At 66.4% G+C, this 24,314-nt stretch carries 25 protein-coding genes; 8 read left to right on the plus strand and 17 right to left on the minus strand.

Annotated elements, in window-relative coordinates:
- Positions 1–157: 157 nt before the first annotated feature.
- From P0645_RS07270 to P0645_RS07315, 10 genes are all read right to left on the minus strand, one after another.
- Positions 158–547 (minus strand): hypothetical protein, encoded by a 390-nt coding sequence (locus tag P0645_RS07270; RefSeq protein WP_284163917.1) that lies wholly within the window; start codon positions 545–547, stop codon positions 158–160.
- Positions 544–1,638 carry an EscU/YscU/HrcU family type III secretion system export apparatus switch protein gene (locus P0645_RS07275; RefSeq protein ID WP_284163918.1) on the minus strand — a complete coding sequence of 365 codons (1,095 nt, stop codon included), beginning with the start codon at positions 1,636–1,638 and terminating at the stop codon, positions 544–546. The genes P0645_RS07270 and P0645_RS07275 overlap by 4 nt, the downstream gene beginning before the upstream one ends.
- Positions 1,635–2,411 carry a flagellar biosynthetic protein FliR gene (locus P0645_RS07280; RefSeq protein WP_284163919.1) on the minus strand — a complete coding sequence of 259 codons (777 nt, stop codon included), beginning with the start codon at positions 2,409–2,411 and terminating at the stop codon, positions 1,635–1,637. The genes P0645_RS07275 and P0645_RS07280 overlap by 4 nt, the downstream gene beginning before the upstream one ends.
- Positions 2,408–4,480 carry a flagellar biosynthesis protein FlhA gene (flhA, locus tag P0645_RS07285; RefSeq protein ID WP_284163920.1) on the minus strand — a complete coding sequence of 691 codons (2,073 nt, stop codon included), beginning with the start codon at positions 4,478–4,480 and terminating at the stop codon, positions 2,408–2,410. The genes P0645_RS07280 and flhA overlap by 4 nt, the downstream gene beginning before the upstream one ends.
- Complete coding sequence (locus P0645_RS07290) at positions 4,477–5,214, minus strand: transglycosylase SLT domain-containing protein (RefSeq protein ID WP_284163921.1); 738 nt, start codon at positions 5,212–5,214, stop codon at positions 4,477–4,479. The genes flhA and P0645_RS07290 overlap by 4 nt, the downstream gene beginning before the upstream one ends.
- A 100-nt stretch (positions 5,215–5,314) precedes the next feature.
- A complete protein-coding gene (locus P0645_RS07295) occupies positions 5,315–7,867 on the minus strand; it encodes a hypothetical protein (RefSeq protein ID WP_284163922.1) in 2,553 nt (850 codons plus the stop codon).
- Positions 7,864–8,733: a flagellar motor stator protein MotA gene (motA, locus tag P0645_RS07300; RefSeq protein WP_267633386.1), complete on the minus strand. Its 870-nt coding sequence runs from the start codon at positions 8,731–8,733 to the stop codon at positions 7,864–7,866. Before motA ends, P0645_RS07295 begins: the two co-directional genes overlap by 4 nt.
- A gap of 68 nt (positions 8,734–8,801) precedes the next feature.
- Entirely contained in the window at positions 8,802–9,416 is a 615-nt protein-coding gene (locus P0645_RS07305) for a MotE family protein (protein ID WP_284163923.1), read from the minus strand.
- Entirely contained in the window at positions 9,416–9,781 is a 366-nt protein-coding gene (locus P0645_RS07310; RefSeq protein WP_284163924.1) for a hypothetical protein, read from the minus strand. The genes P0645_RS07305 and P0645_RS07310 overlap by 1 nt, the downstream gene beginning before the upstream one ends.
- Before the next feature lie 9 nt (positions 9,782–9,790).
- Positions 9,791–10,285, minus strand: a complete 495-nt coding sequence (locus P0645_RS07315) for a flagellar basal body-associated FliL family protein (protein WP_284163925.1) — start codon at positions 10,283–10,285, stop codon at positions 9,791–9,793.
- Positions 10,286–10,408: 123 nt separating this feature from the next.
- Here P0645_RS07315 and fliF point away from each other — a divergent pair, with 123 nt between their 5' ends.
- From fliF to fliP, 4 genes are read left to right on the plus strand one after another with little or no spacing between them, the layout of a single operon-like run.
- Positions 10,409–11,995 carry a flagellar basal-body MS-ring/collar protein FliF gene (gene fliF, locus P0645_RS07320; RefSeq protein WP_284164116.1) on the plus strand — a complete coding sequence of 529 codons (1,587 nt, stop codon included), beginning with the start codon at positions 10,409–10,411 and terminating at the stop codon, positions 11,993–11,995.
- On the plus strand, positions 11,995–12,588 hold the full coding sequence (locus P0645_RS07325; RefSeq protein WP_284163926.1) for a FliH/SctL family protein: 594 nt from the start codon (positions 11,995–11,997) through the stop codon (positions 12,586–12,588). Before fliF ends, P0645_RS07325 begins: the two co-directional genes overlap by 1 nt.
- Entirely contained in the window at positions 12,585–12,860 is a 276-nt protein-coding gene (locus tag P0645_RS07330) for a FliM/FliN family flagellar motor switch protein (RefSeq protein ID WP_284163927.1), read from the plus strand. Before P0645_RS07325 ends, P0645_RS07330 begins: the two co-directional genes overlap by 4 nt.
- Positions 12,861–13,646, plus strand: a complete 786-nt coding sequence (fliP, locus tag P0645_RS07335) for a flagellar type III secretion system pore protein FliP (protein WP_284163928.1) — start codon at positions 12,861–12,863, stop codon at positions 13,644–13,646.
- Here the strand turns inward: fliP and P0645_RS07340 are convergent.
- Positions 13,637–14,080, minus strand: coding sequence for an ion channel (locus P0645_RS07340; protein WP_284163929.1), 444 nt, complete (start codon positions 14,078–14,080; stop codon positions 13,637–13,639). The genes fliP and P0645_RS07340 overlap by 10 nt on opposite strands.
- A gap of 60 nt (positions 14,081–14,140) precedes the next feature.
- Between P0645_RS07340 and smpB the strand changes: the two genes are divergently transcribed.
- From smpB to P0645_RS07355, 3 genes are all read left to right on the plus strand, one after another.
- Complete coding sequence (gene smpB, locus P0645_RS07345; RefSeq protein WP_284163930.1) at positions 14,141–14,611, plus strand: SsrA-binding protein SmpB; 471 nt, start codon at positions 14,141–14,143, stop codon at positions 14,609–14,611.
- Between the two features lie 150 nt (positions 14,612–14,761).
- Positions 14,762–15,610 carry a 3-mercaptopyruvate sulfurtransferase gene (sseA, locus tag P0645_RS07350; protein WP_284163931.1) on the plus strand — a complete coding sequence of 283 codons (849 nt, stop codon included), beginning with the start codon at positions 14,762–14,764 and terminating at the stop codon, positions 15,608–15,610.
- An 11-nt stretch (positions 15,611–15,621) separates the two neighbouring features.
- Entirely contained in the window at positions 15,622–16,803 is a 1,182-nt protein-coding gene (locus tag P0645_RS07355; RefSeq protein WP_284163932.1) for an amino acid aminotransferase, read from the plus strand.
- A 72-nt stretch (positions 16,804–16,875) separates the two neighbouring features.
- Here P0645_RS07355 and P0645_RS07360 read toward each other — a convergent pair whose 3' ends face one another.
- The gene (locus tag P0645_RS07360) at positions 16,876–18,177 is read right to left on the minus strand and encodes an ammonium transporter (RefSeq protein ID WP_284163933.1); all 1,302 of its coding nucleotides are present in this window, start codon (positions 18,175–18,177) and stop codon (positions 16,876–16,878) included.
- 27 nt (positions 18,178–18,204) lie between these two features.
- Positions 18,205–18,543 (minus strand): P-II family nitrogen regulator, encoded by a 339-nt coding sequence (locus P0645_RS07365; protein WP_284163934.1) that lies wholly within the window; start codon positions 18,541–18,543, stop codon positions 18,205–18,207.
- Positions 18,544–18,790: 247 nt separating this feature from the next.
- Here P0645_RS07365 and P0645_RS07370 point away from each other — a divergent pair, with 247 nt between their 5' ends.
- A complete protein-coding gene (locus P0645_RS07370) occupies positions 18,791–20,989 on the plus strand; it encodes a transglycosylase domain-containing protein (RefSeq protein ID WP_284163935.1) in 2,199 nt (732 codons plus the stop codon).
- A 51-nt stretch (positions 20,990–21,040) separates the two neighbouring features.
- Here the strand turns inward: P0645_RS07370 and P0645_RS07375 are convergent, their stop codons facing one another.
- The 4 genes from P0645_RS07375 to P0645_RS07390 form a co-directional block, all read right to left on the minus strand.
- Positions 21,041–21,646: an ABC transporter substrate-binding protein gene (locus tag P0645_RS07375; RefSeq protein WP_284163936.1), complete on the minus strand. Its 606-nt coding sequence runs from the start codon at positions 21,644–21,646 to the stop codon at positions 21,041–21,043.
- On the minus strand, positions 21,636–22,400 hold the full coding sequence (locus P0645_RS07380) for an MlaA family lipoprotein (RefSeq protein ID WP_284163937.1): 765 nt from the start codon (positions 22,398–22,400) through the stop codon (positions 21,636–21,638). The genes P0645_RS07375 and P0645_RS07380 overlap by 11 nt, the downstream gene beginning before the upstream one ends.
- A 254-nt stretch (positions 22,401–22,654) precedes the next feature.
- On the minus strand, positions 22,655–22,924 hold the full coding sequence (gene rpsO, locus P0645_RS07385; protein ID WP_267633401.1) for a 30S ribosomal protein S15: 270 nt from the start codon (positions 22,922–22,924) through the stop codon (positions 22,655–22,657).
- Between the two features lie 165 nt (positions 22,925–23,089).
- Positions 23,090–24,160 carry a calcium-binding protein gene (locus tag P0645_RS07390; protein WP_284163938.1) on the minus strand — a complete coding sequence of 357 codons (1,071 nt, stop codon included), beginning with the start codon at positions 24,158–24,160 and terminating at the stop codon, positions 23,090–23,092.
- Positions 24,161–24,314 lie beyond the last annotated feature (154 nt).

Genomic DNA, 24,314 nt, shown 5'->3' on the forward strand with positions numbered 1-24,314 from the left:
GCCTTCTGTCCAAGACGTGATCGGTTGCAACATCGCCGTGAAGGAGGGCGCAGGGTGCCGGGGCAGCTCGTCGAGCATTTCATGCACTCCTCGCGAGGGCCGCTGCCCGCCCGACGAGAAACGAAGTGCCCGAGGAGGTGCCGCCGCCGACGCGCGGTCAGCGATCTCCGGATCGGTCGGGCGGCCGCGAACGCTCCAGCCGGTCCGCGATCCGGTCAAGCACCGTCGCACGGCCGAAGGACAGGGCCGCCGCGGCGCGCAGGGTTTCGCGCTCGTCCGCGATCCGGGCGATCCGCGCCTCGAGCGCGGCCTTCGCCCGCTCAGACAGGACCAGATGCATGTCGAGCGCGCGGAAGGTCGGCAGGTCGGGCTCGGCCACGGCCTTGCGGACCTCGGCCGCCAGCGCCTGTGCCAGCTCCTCGCGTGCCCGCTCGGTGGCGGCAAGGCGGGCGGAGACCGCCGAGAGCGCGGCAAGGTCGCTGTCGCGCCGGGCATCGGCCACGCGTTTCAGCCGCGCAAGCTGGCGGGTGCGGTCGGCGGGGGTCATTTCGCGCCTCGCCCGCTACGCTCGCGGGCGCGGCGGCGCATCCGCTCGGCATAGCGGATCGCGGCGGCAACCGGGGCGTAGTGGTCGGGCCGGATCTCGCGCCCGATCTCGACGGTCGCATGGATCGCCCGCGCGGTCGGCGGGTCGGAATGGATCGGCACGCCTGCTGTCGCCGCCGCCTCGCGGATGCGGGCGGCAATCTCGTCCACGCCCTTGGCAAGGCAGAGGGGCGCCCGGCCGCTCGCGCGGTTCCATTTCAGCGCCACTGCATAATGGGTCGGGTTCACCACCACCACGTCGGCCTTCGGCACATCGGCGAGCATCCGGTTCATCGCGATTTCTTCCGCGCGGCGGCGGCGATGACCCTTCATATGCGGGTCGCCCTCGGATTGCTTGAATTCCTCCATCAGCTCCTGGCGGCTCATCTTGTTGCGGCGCAGATGTTCGAGCTTCTGCCAGCCGAAATCCGCAAGCCCGATCACAAGGGCAATCGCCGCGACCAGCATGAGAAAGCGCAGGAGAAGCCCGACCATCACCGCCGACACCGCGCCCGAGGGCAGGGCGGCGGTCGTCATGATCTCGTCCATGTTGCGCAAGAGGAACCAGCCCAGAAGGCAGCCGGTTACCACAAGCTTCACCGCGCTTTTGCCGAATTCGAACAGGCCCGCCCGGCCGAATTTCTGCTTGGCGTTCTGCAAAGGGTCGATGCGGCTGAGTTTGGGCGCAAGCTTTTCCCCGGCGAACACCAGCCCCCGTTGGGCAATGAGGGTCAGAAGCGCGGCAAGCCCCGGCAAGAGGAGGAAAGGCAGGACCGGCAGGACCATCGCCACAGCCCAGCCCGCGACATAAGCGCCGGAGGGCGCGCCTGCGGCGGCGCCCGTCAGGGCGAAGCCGCCCAGATAGGCCTCCGCCCGGTCGCCGAAGGCGATCAGCAGTTTCGCCCCCGCGAAGGCCGACAGCGCCAGAAACCCCGTCATGCCGCCCGCGTAGGTCAGATCGGCCGACCGCGCCAGATCGCCGCGCGCGCGGGCATCGTCGAGCTTCTTCTGCGTCGGCTCGTGTTCGCGGCTGGCGTCGTCCTCGCCGCTCATCGCGGCACCGCGAACGGATCGGCGAGGATCGCGTCGAACGCCCCCTTCCAGAGGCCGAGCATCAGCGGCGCGGCGACCGCCAGCATGACAAGCGCCCCTGCCGTCAGCGCAGGCGCGCCGACGAAGGCGACCATCAGCGACGGCATCGCCCGGTTGATGACGCCGAGTGCCACATTATAGAGAAGCGCCGCCACCACGAAGGGCGCGGCCAGACTGAAGGCCAGCGCGAAGGCCTGCGACATCTGGCCCACCGTCCAGCTCTTCAGGAGCGCCGCACCCGGTACTGTCCCTGCGGGAAGGGCCTCGTAGGACAGGATCATCGCCCCCGCCGCGCGGACATGCAGGCCGGACAGGACGGCGAGGCACAGCGCCGACATCACGAACAGATGCGCCATCGCGGGCATCGGTTCGCCCTGTACCCCGAACATCTGCGAGAGCGACCCCGATTGCGCCGCGATCCCACCCGCCATCTCGAGTGCCAGAAGGAACAGTCGGACGACGAGCCCGAGCGCCAGCCCGTTCGCGGTCTCTGCCATCAAGAACAAGACATAGGCCGCGACCGTGCCGCCCGGAGGGGCGATCCTCGCCTCGACCGCCGGGGCAACGATCGCGGTGAAGGCGAGCGCGAGCGCGAGCCGGATGCGGGCGGGTACGGCGCGCTCGCCGAAGGCGGGCAGAAGCGCCATTACCGCGCCCAGGCGCAGAAAAACCAGACCCGCGATCAGCAAGGGGCCGTCAAGGGCGGCGAGGATTGCCTCCTGCATGTCCGTCATGCCGCCACCAGCCCGACGATGGCGGGCTTCGCATCGCCGCCCACCTCCTCGTAGGACAGGACCGGCGTCGTCAGACCCTTGGCCCCGAGCGCGGTCTTCAGGAACCGCCGCCTGCGGGCCGAGGTGATCAGGGCGGGGAAAATCCCCTTCTCGCCGGCCTTCGCCACCTTCTCGGCCACGTTCGCGGCCAGCCGGTTGAACTTCTCTGGCGGCAGGGCAACGTCATGGGCGCCCTCGACCTGATAGGTGCGGAACATCTCTTCCCATTCCGGGGCAAGCTGCAGAAGCGGCAAGGTTCCGTCCTCGCGCCGCATCTCGGCCACCAGCTGGAAGCCCAATCTGCGCCGCACATGTTCGCAAATCGCCTCGGGCGCGCCGAGGCCACGGGCCTCGGCAATCGATTCAAGGATCAGGGGCAGGTTGCGGATCGAGATCCGCTCCTCCAGCAAAAGGCGCAGCACGGCCAGAAGCATGTCGACCGGCACCTTGTCGGGGATCAGCTCGTCGAACAGCCGCTTTGCCGCCTCGGCGCGCGCCGGGTCGGACAGCGAGGTGCATTCGTCGAGAAGCCGCCTCAGCCCCTTCAGCGTCAGAAGCCGGGCGAAATTGCGCTTCACCACTTCCAGAAGATGCGTCGCCAGCACCTCGGTCGGGCCGACGACAGTGATGCCCGCCAGCGCCGCCTCCTCCTGCCGGTCGGCGGGGATCCAGCGGGCGGGTGCACCATAGACGGGTTCGCGCACATCACCACCGGGCGGCAGCGCGGCATCGTCGCCGGAAAGAAGCGCCATCACCTGATCGGGATGGATGCGGTCGCGGGCCTGTTCCACCCCCTGGATGCGGATCCGGTACATGCCGTCGCCCAGCGTGGAATCGTCGGTCAGCCGGATTTCCGGCAGGATCAGGCCATAGGTCGTGGCGACATGGCTGCGCATGTTGGCGATGCGCGCGTCAAGGCCGGTCGCGGGGTCGAGGACCATGGCCACAAGGCTCGGGGAGAACTCCACATGGATGTCGTCAAGGTCGAGCAGATCGCCCATCGTCCGCCGCCGCGCCGGTTCGACCGGCAGGGCCTGCACCCGCCCGCGCTCGGCGGCCTCGCCTTCCGCCTGCCATTGCCGCCAGCCGACGAAGCCGAGGATCGCGGCGCCGATGATGAAGGGCAGGAAGGGCAGGCCAGGGACCAGGGCGAAGAGCGCCATCAAAAAGGCCACGGTGCCAAGCGCCAGCGGGTGGCGCCCGAGTTGGCGCAGGATGTCGCGGTCGGCAGACCCCTTGGTGCCGCCGCGCGACAGAAGGAGCGCCGAGGCGATGGAGATGATGACGGCAGGGATCTGGCTGACGAGCCCGTCGCCGACGGTGAGGATCGCGTAGGTTTCAAGCGCACGACCGACCGGCATGCCATGGGCGCCCACGCCGATAGACAGTCCGACGACGAGGTTCAGAAGCGTGATCAAGAGCCCCGCCACCGCGTCGCCCTTGACGAATTTCGATGCCCCGTCGAGCGAGCCGAAGAAGGTCGTTTCCGCCTGTTCCCGCTCGCGCCGCGCCTTGGCCTCGGCATGGTCGATGGCGCCCGCATTCATGTCGGCGTCGATGGCCAGCTGCCGGCCCGGCATGCCGTCAAGCGCGAAACGCGCGCCCACTTCGGCCATGCGCCCCGCGCCTTTGGTGATGACGATGAAATTGACGATCATCAGGACGCCGAACACCACGAGCCCGATCAGGACCGAGCCCGACATGATGAACATGGCAAAGCCCTCGATCACCTCGCCGGCCGCTGCCGTGCCGGTATGACCCTCGCCGATGATGAGCTTGGTCGAAGAGACGTTGAGCGCGAGCCTGAGCATCAGCGAGGCGAGAAGGATCGTCGGGAAGGCCGAAAAATCGAGCGGCCGTTCGATGAAAAGCGTGATGGTGAAAATGAGGATCGCGATGGCGAAAGAGGCGGCCAGCCCGATGTCCAGCACCCAGGCGGGCATCGGCAGGATCATCATCGCGATGACCGCCATCATCGCGAGCGCCAGAAGCACCGTCGGCTGGAAGATCTTCGGCGCGGCCTCGCTCATTCGGTGACGATCTCTGTCTCGGCGGGCTGCGCCGGGGCGCCGAAGAGCGCGCCGCGCGCGCCGTTGCCGATCGGCACGAGCGAGCCGAGCCCGCCCGCGCTGCCCGCCTGCAGCAGCGGGTAATTGTTGATGCGCGGCACCTCGCTTTCGGCCGCGTAGGCGGCCAGAACGATATCGGGAATCTCCGGTATCTCCTCGCCATAGCGGGCGATCAGGTCGTTTCGGAACCGGCTGAAGCGCGCGGCATAGCGGTTGGCATATTCGGGCGTGCGGGAATGGTAGGCGCCCGCTGCCGCCTCCCACGACCCCTGTTCGCTGTAGAGCGACTTTAGGAAGCGCGCGGCATAGCGGGCGTTCACCATCGGATCGAACATCTCGTCGATCGAGGCGAAATGCTCCCCATGCCATTTGTAGTTTATCTGGAAGCAGCCCACATCGAAACTGCGCGCGCCGCGCGCGAATTCCTTTTCGGCATAGGCCAGCGCCTCCTCGTTTGTGTCGAACCAGTGGCCCGCGCCTTCCATGTTCACCGTCCAGGGCCACGGACGGAAGGCGCCTTCGCGCTTGCGCCCGGTCTCGTTGAGGGAGATTGCATTAAGGACCGAGAGCGGCACGCCTTCCTCGGCGGCGGCCTGCTGGGCGGCATATTCGCAGAAGAGCGCGGGATCGGCGTCGGTCGTCCCGGCGGTGGCGCCGGTGCCCGGCGCGAGGCAGAGCAAAGCCAGAAGTCTCATCACGCTGCCCATTCCGGCCATCCCTGCAATTCTTGCATGCGGCGAGGCTAGGGCGTGGGCGTTGAGATTCGGTAACCGTCGGCGCGGGTCTGGCGCGACCTCAGCGCGACGTCGCTGTCGCTGCGCCCGATGCGGAAAGAAGCGCAGCGAGCGAGGCGCGCAGCTTGCCGCTCTCGGTCAAGAGCGATTTGCTGCCCGCAAGCGTCGTGCCCGCCTCCGCCAGGCCGGGCAGGGTTTCGTCCGGTCGCGGCGCGGCTGGGTCGGCCCCGAGCAGCGCTGCCATTTCGCTGAAACCTGCATCCGTGCCCGCGCGCGCCAGATCGCCGCCGCGCCAGGCCGCGCCGGCCGCCGCCGCGGTTTCGCCCAGCGCCGCATAGAGATCGGCCGCCGCCGCATGATCGCCGAGCGCGTCGAGGGCTTCCGCCCGCAGCGCCTGCGCCTCTGGCAGATCGAGCCCGCCGGTCATGGCGATCACTTCCTCGTAGCGGAAGGCCTGCGCCGCCGCGTGCGCGAGTACCAGCCGCGCCTCGTCACCCGTGCGCAGTGTCGGCGGAAGCAGAAGAAGCGCTTCCTCGTATAGGCCGAGCCCGCCGAGCCGTTCGGCCAGCCGCAGCCGCACTTCGGCGTCGGCATCGGCCGGAAGGAGGGGCTTGCGGGCAAAATATTCGCCGAGGAACGCAGCATCATCGAGGTCGGCGGCAAGCGCGGCGAACAATGTCAGTGCAGTCTTGCGCGCAGCGTCGGCAGGGGCGTCCCGGCTCCAGTCCGCGAAGCGCTCGAAGGCGCGCGGCAGATCGCCGGATGCGGCCCGTGCCTCGATCTCAAGTGCTGCGAGCGCATCCGCGCCCTTGCCGTTCCGGCGTTCGAAGGCGAGCGCGGCCAGATCCGCCACCTCCGACGCGGGCACCGTCTCGCCCTTGAGCAAGCGCTGCTCGACCGACAGGATCAGGGCCTTCGCCGCAAGATCGTCCGAGCCCTGCGCCAGAGCGGTCAGCTTCTCGTGGGCATCGGTTTCGCCTTGGCTCAGCGCGATTTCCGCCTCGATCATCCTAAGCGGCCGGTCGTGATCGTCCGACTTGCGGGCAACTGCATTGCGCACGGTCTTGGCGGCGTCGAGCGCGCCCGCCGCGATCAGCCGGTTCGAAAGCCGCGGCCCGAGCGCGAGGCGCAGGGGCGCGGGCAGGCCGGAAAAGCCCCGGATGAGCGCAGGCAGGTTCGCGACCGGCGGGGTCGCCGCGTCTGGCGCCGACAGGAAGGCCCAGAGCGCGGCTGAAGTCTCGCACTGACCATAGGGCGCGAAGGCGCCGGGCGGCGGCGGCGCGCGATCGTCGATCATGTAGCTCATGTCGATGAGAAGCGGCGCCCCTTCCGCCTGCAGGCCGAAGCCGTTCATGACCGACCGTGCCTCCGCCCCCATGCCGAAATACAGGTAGAGCCGCGCGAGGCGCAGGACGGCCGCCTCATCCGGCCGGTCAAACTCGCCGGTCAGGCCGCCCCGTGCCTCGGCCAGCTGCAGCGGCACCGCCCGGTCGTCGCCCCAGTGGCGCAGGTCGATCAGCGCCTCATCGGGGCAGGCGAGCCCGTCCTCGGTCACACTGACCGCGCGCGGATTGTCGCGGGCGTCGCGGTCCATCGAGGTTTCGGCATGGAAGGCGATGTGATCGTCCGCCGTCGGCGGGTCCGCGGGCATGTCCTTTTGTTCCGGAGCCTCCTGGTGATCGGTCTTCTCGGCGCTCATGTGCGGGTCGGCGAATTTGTCTACTGCCGCTTCGGCGAGCCCCTGGGACGCCGCGCGTGCGACCTGTTCGCGCAGAGCTTCCTCCAACGCCAGCACCTCGGGTGACGGTACGGGCAGCGCAAGCGTGCCGAAGCCCGGCGTCGGCAGGCTAAGCGGCAGATCGGGCGGCAGATCGGGCGGCAGGTCGGTGGCCGGACGACCCGGATCGTCCCCATCACCGGCTGCGGGCGATGCGGCGGCCTTCTCACGGCCCATATCGTGATCGGCGCCGCTCGTCGCGATTTCGATTTCGGGGTCTTGCGGCGTTTCGGGTGCGGCCTCTGCCATGCCCTCCTGACTGGTCCCGGGCTCCAGAACATCGCGCCAATAGATAGGCAGGCTGGCAGCGCTGTTGGTTTCCGGGCGGTAGCTCAAAGTCGCCGCAAGCCCGGGCGCGGCGGCGGGCGGGGCAGAGACCGGATGGGGCAGGGGGACTGCCGGTTTCTTTCCGGCCTCGACGCCCGCGACTTCCGTGGCAATTGGCTTTTCAAAAGGCGATTCCTCGGGCGCGGTGCCGCGCCGCATGTCGATGATCAGGAGGCCGCCGCCTTCCTGCGCCAGCAGGGCGAAGGTGCCCGAGGCAAGCGCGAGCCGCAGTTCGCCGGCCCCTGCCGACAGGCCCGTCAGCCGGGTGCGCGGCACGCGCTCGAACACACGCCCGATGTCGAAGCCAAGCGCCGGATCCTCGACCCTGAGGAGGTAGCCATCCTCCGTCCGCCCGAACTGCCATTGCCTGTCGCCGCCCAGATCGACGACAAGGCGGGTGAAATCGCCATGCTCGCCCGAGCGTACCGTCACGGTCTCTGCCAGCGTCGCCGCCGGCAAGCAGAGCCCGGCGAAGAGCAGAAGCAACAGACGGGCGGCAGGCGTCATCATGCCGCATCCGCCTTCAGCGCCTTCAGTGTTTCCTCCAGGTCCGAGAAGCTCGGGCGGACATGATGGGGCGCGTTCTGACGGCCGACCTCGATGCAGATGTTCGGTGGATGGCGGTGGAGGTTCGCCACCAGCACCTCGCGGATCAGCTTCATGAAATGCGCGTCCTCCTCGACCACTGCCTTCACCTTGGCCGCGAAGGGGCCGACGAGCCCGTAGGCCATGAAGACGCCGAGAAAGGTTCCCACAAGCGCCGAACCGATCATGCCGCCGAGGATCTCGGGCGGCTGGTCGATCGAGCCCATGGTCTTGATCACGCCGAGAACGGCGGCGACGATGCCGAGCGCGGGCATGCCGTCGGCGATCGACTGCAGCGCATGGCTTGAATGCATCGCATGGTGATGGTTGGCCTCAAGCTGCTTTTCCAGCACCTCCTCGACCTGGTGGGGATCGTCATAGTTCATCGAGGCGGCGCGCATCGTGTCGCAGATCAGGTCCACCACCCCATGGTCATGCGCGATCTTGGGATATTTGCCGAAGATCGAGCTTTCATGCGGGTTCTCGATATGCTCCTCGAGCCCGACGGGGTTCGATTTGGCCAGCCGGATCAGCTCGAACAGCAGGCACAGCAGGTCGCGGTAGTCGGGGGCCTTCCATTTCGGTCCCTTGAAGACCTTGCCCACATCCTTCATCGTCTGCTTGATCGCAGCGCCATCATTGGCCACCACGAAGGCGCCGGCCGCCGCGCCGCCGATCATGATCATTTCCCAGGGCAGCGCCTCGAGCACGATGCCGAGCTTGCCGCCGTGCAGCGTGTAGCCGCCGAACACCATCACGAAGATGATGACGATGCCAATGATGCCGACCATTACCTACCATCCCGAACCCGGTTCCCGCCCCAGCCTGCGGGGGGCGGGTTAAGATTCCGTCTTCCGCTTCAGCTTTTCGGCGCGGTTGCGTTGCGGCCCGCCAGCATCAGGCTGATCGTATAGGCCTTCGACGGTTCGATCCCGGCCAGCACGGCCGCGGCGGCTGCGGGCTGCATCTGGGCAAGGAAGCCCGCCGCGAAGTCCGGGTCCATCTCTGAGAAAAGCTTCGCCGCATCCTTGGGCTTCATCGTCTCGTACATGGCGACCAGCTTGGCCACGTCCTTTTCCGCCGCCTTGTCGGCCTGCTGGACGGTCGCGGCGAGCTTTTCCTCGGCCGCCGTCAGCGCGGCAAGCTTCTCCTCGATCTCGGCGCGGGCAAGCGCCAGTGTCTGCGCCTCGTTCTCTTGCGCCAGTTCCTGTTCCCTGACCCGCGCCTCGCGCAGCTTCAGCGCATCGAGAAGCGCCGATGCCCCGCCGTCGGGCGTGCATTCGGCACCGGTCATGGCGGCCTCTGCGGCAGGTTGCTCCGCCTCATGGCTCGAGGTTTCGGCCAAAGCATGGCCGACGCCATCGCCGATGCGGATCAGGCCGGACAGGCCGAGGAAGAGCGCGATCATCAGAAGGCCGCGGCGCCGTCTGGGGCGGCGGGCGGCGGGCGCAGCGCGCAACAGGGCAAAGCTCATCAGGCGGCCTCCTCATCGCTCGACCTGCGGTGGCGTGCCTCGCCATTGCGGACAACCCGCGTCCGGCGATGCTCTCCCGCCTCCGGCAGGTCGTGCAGCGAGGCCATCAGAAGTTCCAGCCGTCGCGCCGCATCCTCGGCCCGCGCGGTCTGCTCGGTCAGCGCGCGGGACGATTCGCCCGCCGCCGTCCGGGCCTGTTCCAGGGCTTTCGTCATGTCGTCGACCTGCGCCGACAGGACCGCGATCGCGCCCCCCATGCCGTTTTCAAGCGTGGTGAAGGCCGAAAGGCGGCGTGAGAGCACATAGCAGAAAAGCCCCGCCCCGATGGCGCCCCCGCCCAGAAGAATATCGGCGATCAGCTCCATCGCGCCCTCCTAGTTGATCACGAATTCGGTCACGAGCAGGTCGCGCACGCGCCCGTCTCCGGTAACCAGTTGCACGCGCCTCAGCATCTGCGAGCGGAGCCGCACCAGAGCGTCGGGATCCTCAAGCTCGCCCGTGCCGACGGCGCGCAGATAGCCGTTCAGCACATCAAGGATGCGCGGCAGAAGCAGTGTCACATCCGCCTCGTAATGCTTTTCCACCTCGATCTGCGCCGTGAAATGCAGGAACCGCCCGCCCGCCTTGGGGCCGAGCGAGACGACAAGCGGCGTGATCGGCACGAAGGCGATTTCGGGCAGGGGCTCGGCGCCCTCTGCCACTGCCGCGTGCGAATCGGCCTCGGCATCGTGGGGGGCAAGCACCAGCCCCTTGTAGACGGCGAAAAAACCGCCGCCGCCGAGCGCGAGCATCAGCACCAGGCCGATGATCATCGGCTTCTTCGATTTCTTCTTCGGGGCTTCTTCCGCTTCTTCGGGGGCTTCCGACATTGGTCCAATCCTTCCGGCCTACCCCGGTATAGGCCGAATGCGACTAACCGATTCTTAAGGGCAATCGGGGAAGCATCAGCTACCGGCAGAAGCCCGGGAAGGGAGGCACCGAACGTGCAAGTGATGTCCGTCTGGCAGGCGCTCGATCCAAGGAAGCGCATCATCGTGGTCCTGGCGACGCTTGCGATGTTTGCCGCAGTCTACGCGCTGACCGCGGTCGCGACGCGCCCGTCGCTGGCGCTGCTCTATGCGGGAATCGAGGGATCAAGGTCGGGCGAGGTGCTCGCCGCGCTCGACCAGCGCGGCGTGACCTACGAGGTGCGCGGTCAGGCGATCTATGTCGAATCCACACGGCGCGACGAGTTGCGGATGGAACTGGCGGCGCAGGGCCTGCCGCAGAATTCCGGCGGCGGGTACGAGCTTCTGGACGGTCTGTCGGGCTTCGGTACCACCTCGCAGATGTTCGACGCCGCCTATTGGCGCGCGAAGGAAGGCGAACTGGCCCGCACCATTGCCGCCATGCCCAACATGCGCTCGGTCCGCGTCCATATTTCCAACACCGAACCGCAGGGCTTCCGCCAGACCGGATCGCCCAAGGCCTCGGTCGCGGCGGTGACGCGCGACGGGTCGCTGTCGCCCGATCATGCACGGGCCCTGAAGTTTCTGGTGGCGTCGGCCGTGGCGGGGATGAAGCCCGAGGATGTCGCGGTGATCGACGGCGACGGCAACCTGATCCTCGCCGACGACGATACCGGTGCCAAGGCCGGGTCGGACCGGGCAGCGGCGCTGAGGGAGAATGTCACGCGGCTTCTGGAGGCGCGGGTGGGCTACGGCAAGGCCGTGGTCGAGGTCGCGGTCGAGACGGTGACGGAAAGCGAGGCGATTTCGGAACGCAAGATCGACCCGCAGGGGCGCGTGGCGATTTCGTCCGAGAACGAGGAGAAAAGTTCGAGCGCGCAGAATCAGGGTGATCCGTCGGTGAGCGTCGCCTCGAACCTGCCCACGGGCGCGGCGGCGGGTGGCGGCAAGAGCTCGCAGTCGAACGATTCCACGACGCGCGAGCGGGTGAATTACGAGGTGAGCGAGACCAAGCGCGATCTGGTCCGGAACCCCGGCGCGATCAAGCGGATCACCGTGGCCGTGCTGGTCGACGGGGTGAGCGAGACGGCGGCGGACGGCACGGTCTCGGCCGCGCCACGGCCCGACGACGAGCTGGCGGCCCTGAAGGATCTGGTCGCCGCGGCGGTCGGTTTCGACGAGGCGCGGGGCGATGTGATCACCATCAAGTCGCTGGCCTTCGAGCCGGTGGCGGCGGCGGGAAGCGAGGCCGCGGGCGGCGGCTTTGCGGCCTTCGCCATCGATGTGATGACGCTCGTGCAGCTCGCCGTGCTCGCTGTCGTGGCGCTGGTCCTTGGTCTTTTCGTGGTCAGGCCGGTTCTGACCTCGCGCGCCGCCCCGGTCGCCGCCTCGCTGCCCGCGCCGCAGCTGGCCAACGGACCTGTCCTGACCGGCGTGATCGAGGAGGACGGCGCTTTCCCCGAAGGTCTCGCGCTCGGGCGCGGCGCGCGGCGGGGCGTGGCCGAAGAGGCGGAGCCCGCCGAGATCGACGACCCCGTCGCGCGGCTGAGGCGGCTCATATCCGAACGGCAGGAGGAATCGGTCGAGATCCTGAAAAGCTGGATGGATGACCCGCAGGCGGAGAAAGCGTGATGGCACGGATTCTGGAACTGGAAACCTTCGATCTGCCAGACGATCCCCTTCAGGCAACGCTGATGGGCGATGCCCAGGTCGCCGAGATGAAGCTTCTTTCTTATGAACAGGGCTATCAGGCCGGCTGGGACGATGCGCTTGGCGCGCAGAATGACGATATCACGCGGCTGAGGACCGAGCTTGGCCGCAACCTTACCGAAATGGCGCTGAGCTACCGCGATGCCCGCCGCCACATCCTTGCTTCGCTCGAGCCGCTACTTGACGAGATGGTGGCAAAGGTGCTGCCCGCCATCGCCCATCAGGCGCTGGGTCCGATGATCCTTGAGGAGTTGGGGCCGGTCGTCGACCGGCTGGCCGCCACCCCCGTCACCATCCGGACCGCGCCCGCCAATCAGAGCATGGTGGAGGAATTGCTTGCCCAGAAGGTAGATGTGCCGGTCCAGGTGGTCGCGGAGCCGACCCTCGGCCCCGGTCAGGCCTTCCTGAAGACCGCGGCGGGCGAGGTGCAGATCGACCTCGACGGTGTGGTCGGGGCAATCGGAGCGGCGGTGAAGGCCTATTTCCAGACCGAACATGACGAGGTTCAGCCATGAGCGAAACTGCTACGGACGCGGCCAATCCCTTCACCCAGGTGCCGATCACCATCACCATATCGGTCGGCCGCGCCCGGCCGGTGGTGCGCGATCTTCTGCGGCTGACGCGCGATTCGGTCCTGCCGCTCGACCGGCGGGTCGAGGATCCGGTCGAGCTTTATGTCGGCGACAAGCTGATCGGGCGGGGCATGCTGACCGAGCTTGACGGCGACCGGGCGGGCCAGCTGGCGGTGCGCCTGACCGAGGTCGCCGATCTGAAGGACGGTCTCTGAGTGGCGCGCCTGCCGACAGTCGGGCGGATCATTCCGTTCACCCTGCTGGCGCTGGTTTTCGCGGCGGTTCCGGCGCTGGCCCAGGACAGCCCGGGGGCGGGCGACTTGCTTGATCTGGCGGCGCGGGGCCTGCAGGGCGCAGGCAGCGCGCCGACGCTTTCAGGCCAGTCGATGACGCTGATTGCGCTGGTCACCGTCCTCAGCCTTGCGCCGGGGATCGCGGTGATGGTCACCTGCTTTCCCTTCATCGTCACGGTGCTGGCGATCCTGAGGCAGGCGATCGGGCTGCAGCAGTCGCCGCCCAACATGCTGATCGTCTCGCTCGCGCTGTTCCTGACCTGGTTCATCATGGAGCCGGTCTTCACCGAAGCCTGGGTACAGGCGGGCAGACCGCTGGCCGAAGGGCAGATGGATATCGCGGCCGCCTTCGAGGCGGGGATGAAACCCTTCCGCGCCTTCATGGCCGCCCGGCTCGACCCCGACACGCTCGCGTCGCTCGCCGCGCTTCGCCCCCAGACGGCGGGCCTGACCGATCCGGCGACCGCGCCGCTTTCGCTGCTCGTCCCTTCCTTCATGCTGTCGGAACTCGCCCGAGCCTTCGAGATCGGTTTTCTTCTCTATCTGCCATTCCTGATCATCGACCTCGTTGTCAGCGCGATCCTTATGTCGATGGGCATGATGATGGTGCCGCCCGCCATCGTCTCCTTGCCGTTCAAGCTGGCTTTCTTCGTGGTCGCGGACGGCTGGAGCCTTGTCTCAGGCGCGCTGGTGCGAAGTTATTTCTGAGCCTCGCCACGGGCGATCTGGGCCAGGCGGACGTTGCGCAGGGCCTCGGTGAGGCTTGCGACAAGGATGCCGAAATTCAGGAATCCGTTCGCCGCCGTCATGCCGCCCAGAAGCCGCCATTCGTGCGGCAGAAGCACATCGCCATAGCCAAGCGTCGTGAACGAGACGAGCGCGAAGTAGACGCAAGGCTCAAGCCCCGGGAAGAGGCCGAGCGCATAGAAGGTCAGCGCCCAGAGCCAGACCCATATCGTGAGGAGACCCATCACCCACAGCGCCCCGGCGCAGAGAAGGAGCAACAGCTTTGGCCCGTGTGGCGCTTGAACCAGCCAATCATGGCGGCGCCGCAGCCAAAGCTCCACGCGCCAGAGCGAGGCCCCAGCAACGGCAATGGTGGTCAGCATGAGAAATGCGCCTATCAAGATTTGCAGGACCATTCCACTTCCTCCCCTGCGCCGCTGGACTCGGGCGCGGCGCTCGCCTATCTCAGCCCAATCATGGCCGAAAAGCACGACCCCAATTACAAGGTGATCGCCGAAAACCGCCGGGCGCGGTTCGATTATTTCATCGAGAGCGATCTCGAGGTCGGCATCGTGCTGACCGGGTCCGAGGTGAAGTCGTTGCGCACCGGCCAGTCGAACATCGCCGAAAGCTATGCCTCGGTCGAGGAGGGCGAGCTGTGGCTGATCAACGGCTATATCGCCGCCTACAAGCAGGCGGGCGTCTTCGGCCATGAGGAACGGCGCAAGCGCAAGCTGCTTGTGTCGAAAAAGGAACTGTCACGCCTCTGGCAGGCGATCGGGCGCGAGGGCATGACGCTCGTGCCCTTGGTCATGTATTTCAACCACAAGGGCCGGGTGAAGCTGAAGATCGGTGTCGCCAAGGGCAAGAAGGTCGCCGACAAGCGCGAGACCGCGGCCAAGCGCGACTGGAACCGGCAGAAGCAGCGGCTGCTGAAGCAGGGGTAGCCCCTTTCCGGCGACAACGGCCGCCGCCAGCCTGTGCCATGTTCGGCTTGTCCGACGCGGTCGGCGAGGGTCGATGCCCTCTGCGCCAGAGTCCGCTTGCCTCGCGCCCGGTCTCCCGGCTAATCCGGTAGTGAGCGAAGAGAGGCGGACATGGCTGACGATACCCGGACACTGGTTTCCACCGACTGGCTTGAGACACACCTGAAAGACCCCGATCTGAGGATCCTCGATGCCAGCTGGTATCTGCCTGACGCCGGGCGCGATCCGAAGGCGGAATATGCGCAGGCGCATATTCCGGGCGCGCGCTTTTTCGATATCGATGCGATTGCCGACCAGCGTTCCGGCCTGCCGCATATGGCGCCGCCGCCCGAGATGTTCATCAGCCGGATGCGGGCGATGGGGGTGGGCGACGGCCATCAGGTGGTGGTCTATGACGGCGCGGGGCTTTTCTCGGCGGCACGGGTCTGGTGGACCTTCCGTCTCATGGGCAAGACGGATGTGGCGGTGCTGGATGGCGGTTTCCCGAAGTGGCAGGCCGAGGGCCGCCCGGTCGAGGATATGCCGCCCATGGTGCGCGACCGTCATATCACCGTGCAGCGCCAGGCCCATCTGGTGCGCGATGTGACGCAGGTGGCGGCAGCGGCGAAACTGGGTGATCACGCAATCATAGACGCCCGCTCGCCCGGGCGGTTTTCGGGCGAGGAGCCTGAACCGCGGCCGGGCCTCCGGTCCGGCCATATTCCGGGGGCGGTGAACGTGCCCTACCGGTCGGTCCTGAACGCTGACGGCACGATGAAGGCGCCCGCCGAGCTGGAGCAGGTTTTCACGGCCGCGGGCGTCGATCTGAAGAAACCCGCGATCACCAGCTGCGGATCGGGTGTCACGGCGGCGGTCCTGAGCCTGGCGCTTGAACGCATGGGCAAGCGCGACCATTCGCTTTATGATGGCTCCTGGGCCGAATGGGGCATGTACGGCGATCTGAAGGTCGCAAAGGGCTGAAAGGACGAGCCATGCTGAACGCGTTGAAACCGCAACCGGCGGACAAGATCCTGCAGCTTATCGGCCAGTTCAAGGCCGACGGGCGCGAAGGCAAGATCGACCTCGGCGTCGGCGTCTACAAGGACCCGACCGGTTTGACGCCGGTGATGCGGGCGGTGAAGGCGGCGGAACATCGGCTCTGGCAGACACAGGATACCAAGACCTACACGGGCCTCGCCGGAGAGCCTGCGTTCAACGCGGCGATGGCGGAACTTATCTTCGGGGGCCCGTCCCATGCGGCGCGCATCGCCTCGGTCGCGACACCGGGCGGAACGGGGGCGATCCGGCAGGCGTTCGAGCTCATTCGCATGGCGGCGCCCGGGGCCACTGTCTGGGTCTCCGACCCGACCTGGCCGAACCATACGTCGATCCTGAACTATCTCGGCATGACCTGGCGGCCCTACCGCTATTTCGATGGCGAGACGCGCGGTGTCGATTTCGCGGGGATGATGGCTGACCTGAAGGGCGTGAAGGCGGGCGATGTGGTCCTCTTGCACGGCTGCTGCCACAACCCGACGGGCGCGAACCTGACCCTGCCCGAATGGGCCGAGGTTGCGGCGCTCTTGGAACGGACCGGCGCCTTACCTTTCATCGACATTGCTTATCAAGGCTTCGGCGACGGGCTTGAGGCGGATGCGGCGGGCACGCGGTTGATCGTGGAGCGGCTGCCGGAGGCGCTGATCGCGGCCTCCTGTTCGAAGAACTTCGGCATCTACCGCGAACGTACGGGCGTCTTGATGGCGATCGGGCCGGAGGCAGGGCGCGAGATCACGCAAGCGAACCTCAACTTCCTCAACCGCCAGAACTATTCCTTCCCGCCCGACCATGGCGCGCGGGTGGTAACGACGATCCTGACCGATGCGGCGCTGCGGGCCGACTGGATGGCGGAACTGGAAGAGGTGCGCCAGACCATGCTGTCCTTGCGCGAACAGCTGGCGTCGGAATTGCGGGCGCTTTCGGGGTCCGACCGGTTCGGCTTCATCGCCCAGCATCGCGGCATGTTCTCGCGCCTCGGGGCGACGCCCGAACAGGTGGAGCGGATGAAGGCGGAGCATGCGATCTACATGGTGGGCGACAGCCGACTGAACATCGCGGGGCTGAATGCGCGGACCGTTCCGATCCTGGCGCGTGCCATTCTGGCGGTCGGTATCTGAAGGGGTCAAAATCCTTTGAAAGGATTTTGCGCGGAGTTTTTGAAAACTCCGCGCTCTGGCCGGGTCTGTCGCTCAGCCGTGATAGGCGCTTTCGCCATGGGCGGTCTGATCGAGCCCCTGGCGCTCGCTGTCCTGATCGACGCGCAGGGTGACGAGCATGTCGACGATCTTGTAGAGCAGGAACGAGACCACGCCTGTCCAGGCGATGGTGATCGCCACCGCCTCGATCTGGATCCAGACCTGCGCACCGATGGAATAGTCGTCCCCCTTAACGCCGCCGAGCGTGGCCGAGGAAAAGACCCCGGTCAGCACCGCGCCGACGATGCCGCCCACGCCATGCACGCCGAAGACATCGAGGCTGTCGTCATAGCGGAACATGTTCTTCACGGTGGTGACGAAGAAGTAGCAGGCAGCCGCGGCAATTGCGCCCAGAAGGATCGCGCCCATCGGGCCGATCGTGCCGCAGGCGGGTGTCACGGCCACGAGCCCGGCCACCATGCCGGAGGCCGCGCCAAGCATCGAGGCCTTGCCGCGGGAAAGCGCTTCGACCGCCGACCAGGCCAGTGTCGCGGCGGCCGTGGCGACGAAGGTGTTGATCATGGCAAGAGAGGCACCGCCATTCGCCTCGAGGTTCGAGCCGACGTTGAAGCCGAACCAGCCGACCCACAGCATCGAGGCGCCGATCATCGTCATCACCATCGAATGGGGCGCCATGTTCTCGCGCCCGAAGCCGATGCGCGGCCCGATCACCAGACAGCCGACCAGCGCTGCGACGCCCGCGTTGATATGCACCACCGTGCCACCCGCGAAATCGATGGCGCCCATCTGGAACAAGAGCCCGTTTGCATCCCAGACCATATGGGCAATCGGGAAATAGACGAAGGTGACCCAGAGCGCCGAAAAGAGCAGGACGGCGGAAAACCGCACCCGTTCGGCGAAAGCGCCGATGATCAGCGCGGGCGTGATCGCCGCGAAAGTCATCTGGAAGGCGATGAAGACATATTCCGGGATGACGTAGCCCGCGCTGAAGGTCGCGGCCATACTGTCCGCTGTGACGCCCCTGAGGAACAGTTTGGCTGTGCCGCCCCAGAAGGCGCTCGTCCCGCCCCCGAACGTGACCGAATAGCCGTAGGTCACCCAAAGGACCATCACCAGACAGGCAACCACGGTCGTCTGCATCAGGATCGACAGCATGTTCTTCTGCCGGACAAGGCCGCCGTAGAAGAGCGCCAACCCAGGCAGGATCATGAAGAGCACGAGAACCGTCGCAATCATCATGAAAGACACGTCGCCCTTGTCCATGACGGGGGTGGCCTCTTGCGCGACGGCGGGCGCCGCGAGCGCGAGTGCGGGGATGAGATATCGAAGTTTCATGGGGTGCATCCTTGTGTCACGCATAGGTCAGAGGGCGTCGTCGCCGGTCTCGCCGGTCCGCACGCGCAGCGCCTGTTTGAGGTCGAGGGTGAATATCTTGCCGTCGCCGATCTTGTCGGTACGGGCGGTCCTGGCGATGGTTTCGACCACCTCGTCGGCAAGGTTGTCGGGCACGGCGATCTCCAGCCGCGCCTTGGGGACGAAATTCACCGCATATTCGGCGCCCCGATAGATCTCGGTATGACCCGACTGGGCGCCGAATCCCTTGATCTCGGTCACCATCATGCCGCGCACGCCGATCGCAACCAGCGCCTCGCGCACCTCATCGAGCTTGTAGGGCTTGATCGCCGCTATGATCAGTTTCACATCTGCCTCCTGTCCCGCTCCGGACCTTTCCGGCCCGCGTTCAGTGAGATTGCTGCGGTGCGGCATGGCAAGAAATCGCCGGTCATGGCGCGTGCGCGGACGTCAGAATCCCGAAAAATCGGCACGAAGGGGGAAGGCTGCCCAAACTTTCACCGTTGTTGAGAGGCGCAAGTGTATTCGCGAGGCTCCACATCCCGGCGGGAAGGGTCTATTGTCGCGCGCCAAAGGCATAAGAACGGTGTGGGGCATGGCAGGTAAGAACGGGGGCAACGGCAGGCTCGTCGCCGACAGGCGTTATGCCGCGAAACGGCCCGCACCGAAGCCCGCGCCAAAGACCCGGCCGCCGAAGAAGCCCAGGCGCCCGCGCCGGGCGCGGGGCAGCAATGTCTTCACCCGGCTGATTTTCGGTCTCATCGGCCTGATCTGGACCATGAGCTGGCGCGTGGGCATCGTGGCGGCATTGGGTCTCGGGGGGATCACCTATTACTATTATTCGCAACTGCCGCCCTACGACGATCTGATCGACGCGCGCGTGCGTGGTTCGGTCACGCTTCTGGATCGCGACGGCAAGGTCTTTGCCTGGCGGGGCGAAACCTTCGGCGGCTCGATCGACGGCGACACGGTGTCGCCCTATCTGAAGAATGCCGTCATCGCGACCGAGGACAAGCGGTTCTACCGCCATTTCGGCGTCAGCCCGCGCGGCATCGCCTCGGCAATCAAGATCAACATGAGCGAGGGCCGGGGTCCGTTCGAGGGTAACGGCGGGTCCACGATCACCCAGCAGCTTGCGAAACTCCTGTGTCTCGGGGTCACCTACGATCCCACGCAGTGGAAGTCGGAGGCCGATTACGAGGCCGACTGCCGGTCGGGTGGCATCAAGCGCAAGCTGAAGGAAATTCCCTATGCGATGGCGCTTGAGGCCAAGTACGGCAAGGAAGGCGTCCTGTCGCTTTATCTCAACCGCGCCTATCTGGGTGCGGGCGCGCGCGGCTTCGAGGCGGCGGCGCAGCGCTATTTCGGCAAGTCGGCCAATGACGTGAGCCCGTCGGAGGCCGCGATGCTTGCGGGCCTTCTGAAGGCGCCGTCGAAATACGCGCCGACGGCAAACATGGAAAGGGCTCAGGACCGGGCGGCACTGGTTCTGGGACTGATGCAAGATCAGGGCTATCTGACCGACAGCGAATACAAGGACGCGCTGGCGAGCCCTGCGAAACTATCGAAAGCGGCGGCGCAGAAGGCGGGCGGGTTCTTCGCCGACTGGGTGATGGAAACGGGGCCGGCCTTCCTGACCAACGATACGACCGAGGATGTGATCATCGAGACGACCTTCGATCAGCGCATTCAGGCGGCGGCGGAAGCGGCGCTGAAACAGGTCTTTGAAACGAAGCTCAAGGAAGGGTCGAAGGCCGAGGCGGCCATTGTCGTGATGTCGGCCGACGGCGCGGTCCGCGCCATGGTCGGCGGGCGCGAGGTTCAGGGACCGGGCGCCTTCAACCGCGCCACTCAGGCATTGCGCCAGACCGGGTCGACCTTCAAGCCCTTCGTCTATGCCGCAGCGCTCGACCTTGGCTACACGGCAAACAGCATCGTCGACGACAGCCCGATCTGCATCTACACCGCCGGTTCGGGCGACTGGTGCCCGAAGAACTACGATCAGGGCTTTCGCGGGGCGATGACGCTGACAGACGCGCTGGCGGGGTCGATCAACACCGCGACCGTGCGCGTCTCGCAGATGGCCGGGCTCGATGCGGTGAAGGCGGTGGCACAGGGGTTCGGCTTCGCCTCGAAGCTTGCCGAAGGACCAGCCGTGGTGCTTGGCGTGTCGGAATCGACGCTGATCGAGATGACCGGCGCCTATGCCGGTATCCTGAACGGCGGCTCGGCGGTGAAGCCCTACGGGTTGATCGAACTGCGCTTCAAGGGCGAAAGCGAGCCTTTCCTCGGACAGGAGGGCGGCATACGCGAAAGGGTGATCTCGGAAAATGCGGCGCGCCAGCTGATCTACATGATGAACCAGGGCGTCGAACGCGGCACCGGGCGACGGGCGCGGCTGGATGGCTGGCCCGCGGCGGGCAAGACCGGCACGACCCAGTCGGCGCGCGATGCCTGGTTCATCGGCTTCACCGCGGATTATGTGGTCGGCGTCTGGATGGGATATGACGACAACACGCCGCTGAAGGGCACGACCGGCGGCGGCCTGCCAGCGGAAATCTGGCATGAGGTGATGGTGCGCGTGAACGAAGGCCTGGAACCGGCGCCCCTGCCGATGATCCGGCCCGAAGAGCTGCCGCCCCCGGCTTACGTTAACGCCGATGGCGTGCCGACGGCGCCAAGCTATCCGGGGCAGGTCTTCGATGCGACCGGCGGGCAGGCCGCGCAGCCGCAGCCCGAGCGGCGCCAGACCTTGGGCGACATCCTGATAAATATCCTGACCGGCGGAAACTGATGACAAAGGGGGCGGAAACCGCCCCCTTCCATCCGTCAATGTCGGTACGTCTCAGCCTGCAGCCTTCAGCGCCGCGATCAGTTTGTCGATATTACCGCCCTGTTTGTCGAGCATCGCGCCGATCTCGGTCCGTTCGGAGGCAAGCATGTTCACGCCCTCGATGATCAGGTTGAAGAAGCGGACCTTCCCGGACTTGTCGAAAACATGCCAGCGCACCTCGAACGGGCTCTGGCCCTGAAGTTTCGCGGTCGAAACGACCTCGAAGAAATTCTTCAGCGGCCGCGCGTCCTTGACCTCGATCTTGCCGCCGATGAATTCGCGGAACCGTTTGCCGTACTTGACGGCGATATAGCGCTTGAAGGCGCTCGCGAAGGCCTGCTTCTGCGCCGCACTCGCCTTCTTGCCTGCCGGGCCAAGGGCCGAGGCGGCGATATAGCCCTCGTCGGCATAGCGGGCGAAGATGGCTTCGAACGACTTGAACATCGCGCTTTCCGACGCGCCGGAATTGATCACGCCGTTGATCTCGCCGATCAGCTTGTCGATCAGTGCGCGGGCCTCGTCCACGTTCAGGGCCTGCGCGTCGCCCGGCATCAGCGACGCGGCAGCAAGACCCAGGCCAAGCGCCGAAAAGGCGCGGCGGGAAAGGTTACTGGGCATAGGGGTCCTCATAGGGATCGAACGTCTCTTCCTCGATGCCCAGTTCGAAATGGCGGTTCTGTAGATAGAGAAGCCGCGCCTGGGCGTAACTGTCGGCACTTTCATAGAGGATAGATTCATAGGTATCCGCGAACCGCTGCCGGTTGCCGACCTTGGCCGTCAGCCGTCCAACCGTGATATAGGCGGCCTCGTTCGTGTCGACCAGTGCGTTGACCGGGTCGATCACGATATCGACGATGGTTCCGGCAAGATCCCGCTCGGTCGAGGGGCCGAGGAAGGGGACTTCCAGATAGGCGCCTTCCGCGACGCCCCAGACATGCAGCGTCTCGCCGAAGTCGGCCGGGTCGGCGGGAATGCCGATCTTGCTGGCCGGATCGAAAAGCCCGCCGATGCCGATGGTGGAATTGACGGCGAGCCGCAGCGTGTTCTGCAAGGCCGGGCCGGGCTTGCCCTGAAGAAGGCTGTTCAGGACAGCACTCGGCTGGCCGAGGTTCGAGGCGAAATTGCTGAAGCCGATCGAGACCGGGCGCGGGATGATCGGGATCACGCCCTTCTGTTCGTCATTGCCGAAGAAGAATTTGTCGACAGCGGTATTGAACCGGTGGACCGAGCGGTTGCCACGTTCATACGGGTCGTTGATATCGACGCCGGGTCCGGGCCGCGTGCAGGCGCCAAGGCCTGCCGCAAGCGCAAGTACCGGAAGGGTCGCGCGAAGGCCGGGGCGCCCGAGCGACTTCAAAAGGCTTTGAAACATGCGGGTTCAATCCTTCGCAAAGCGAAAAACCATCAACTCGTTTCGCCTTTAGGCGCCGGTGCCGGGGGTTGCAAGGCTGCGGGCCAGCAAAGCGCGCAAGTGTGACCGCTTTCCGCCAATGCTGAAACAGTGAAAGCTTGGGCCTTCTTGACGGGTTGCCTGCCAGGTTTCCCTGACCTGGCGTCCGGCGCCGAGGCTGAAACAAAAAGCCCGCACCTTGCGGCGCGGGCCCCTGTCGTTCCAGCCAGTAAGCGTCAGCGACGCAGGCCGAGGCGCTCGATCAGGCTTGCGTAGCGCGCCTGATCCTTGGCCTTGAGATAGTCGAGAAGCTTGCGGCGCTGGGCGACCATCATCAACAGGCCACGGCGGGAATGGTTGTCCTTCGCGTGGCTCTTGAAATGTTCGGTGAGCGTCGCGATGCGCGACGACAGGATCGCGACCTGGACTTCGGGCGAGCCCGTGTCACCCGGCTTGGTCGCATATTCCTTCATCAGGCGGTTCTTTTCTTCAACCGTGATCGACATCGGGGTCTCCTTTCAGAAAGGGTTATGGCGCAGGCCGGGATGTCGTCCAGCAAGGCCCGTGGAGGGACCGTCCCGTGACGGGGCGGATGCGCGCCTATAAGGGAGAATCGGTCGGAAGGGAAGGGTTTTCGCGCCGACGATCCGCGCGGCCGGGTGGGCCCTGCGTCAGGCCGCCTGAGCGGGCAGCAGCTGGATGTCGGAGACGGCCAGGTCCGGACTGCCCAGCACCCGCGCCACCAGCATGCCATCGAGGAACAGGTTCATGTCCCCCTCGCCCTGGCCATCATCGGCGGGCGACAGCGAAAGCAGGGGATCGGGATGGGCGGCTGCGTCATAGACCACCACGATCTGGTCCTCGGTCGCGTTGTAGTCACCGATGGTGGCTGCCTCGTGCGCCTCGTCCAGCCATTCGCTGAGGACGAAACTGTCGTGCCCCTCACCACCGTCGAGCCAGTCTGCCTCGCCTGCAACCAGCGTATCGTCGCCTGCGCCACCGTTCAGGAAGTCGCGCACAACTTCGCCGTCGGGATCGCGATCCGAAAGGACATCGTCGCCACCGCCACCCATAAGCACGTCGGCACCCGTGCCGCCGTCGAGCGTATCGTTGCCGTCATTGCCCTCGAGCGTGTCATCGCCCGCGCCGCCAGACAGGCTGTCCTCACCCGCGCCGCCCAGAAGCGAATCCGCGCCCGCGCCGCCGTCGAGCATGTCGTCGCCCATCTGACCGGCGAGCAGGTCATCGCCTTCGCCGCCTGACAGGCTGTCGTTATCGTCGCCCCCTGAAAGCGTATCGTCGCCCGCGCCGCCGTCGAGCGTATCGTCGCCCGCCATGCCATGCAGGTCGTCGTCGCCCTCCTGCCCCTCGATCAGATCGTCACCGCCATAGCCGCCGATCTGGTCGTCGCCCGCGCGCCCGTCGATCGTGTCGCCGCCATCGGTTCCGACAAGAATGTCGGGCACTTCGGCCCCGGTAATCACCTGGCCGCCCGGGGCGCGGTCGTCGTTGCCGGTGAATTCACCGTCGGGATGTGGACGATAGGCGTCGGTCAGGCCATCATCGCGTGCGCTGTCGGCGGGCTGATCCTCTTGCGAAGGATCCTCTTCATGAAACGTGCCCGCCACGCCGCCGTGATCGTCCGCTGGCGGCTCTGTCTCGTCGTTTCCGCCGAATGCCGATACGACGTCAAGGGCAGCGACCGCCGCCATCAGACCTATGAATCCCGCAAGCATGAGCATTGGAGCCCCCCGTCCCGGCGCCGGAACCCCTTCCGCGCGCACCCCAGAAGCCAGAGGACGACAAATTGCTTAAGAGCGTGGCAACGGTGAAGGGGGCCGGAACAATTCGAACTATTTTCCGCAGGCGCGGCGCGTTCCTGCCACCCTCGCGGCC

The sequence above is a fragment of the Frigidibacter sp. SD6-1 genome (assembly GCF_030143255.1).
GTDB lineage: Bacteria > Pseudomonadota > Alphaproteobacteria > Rhodobacterales > Rhodobacteraceae > TMP-24.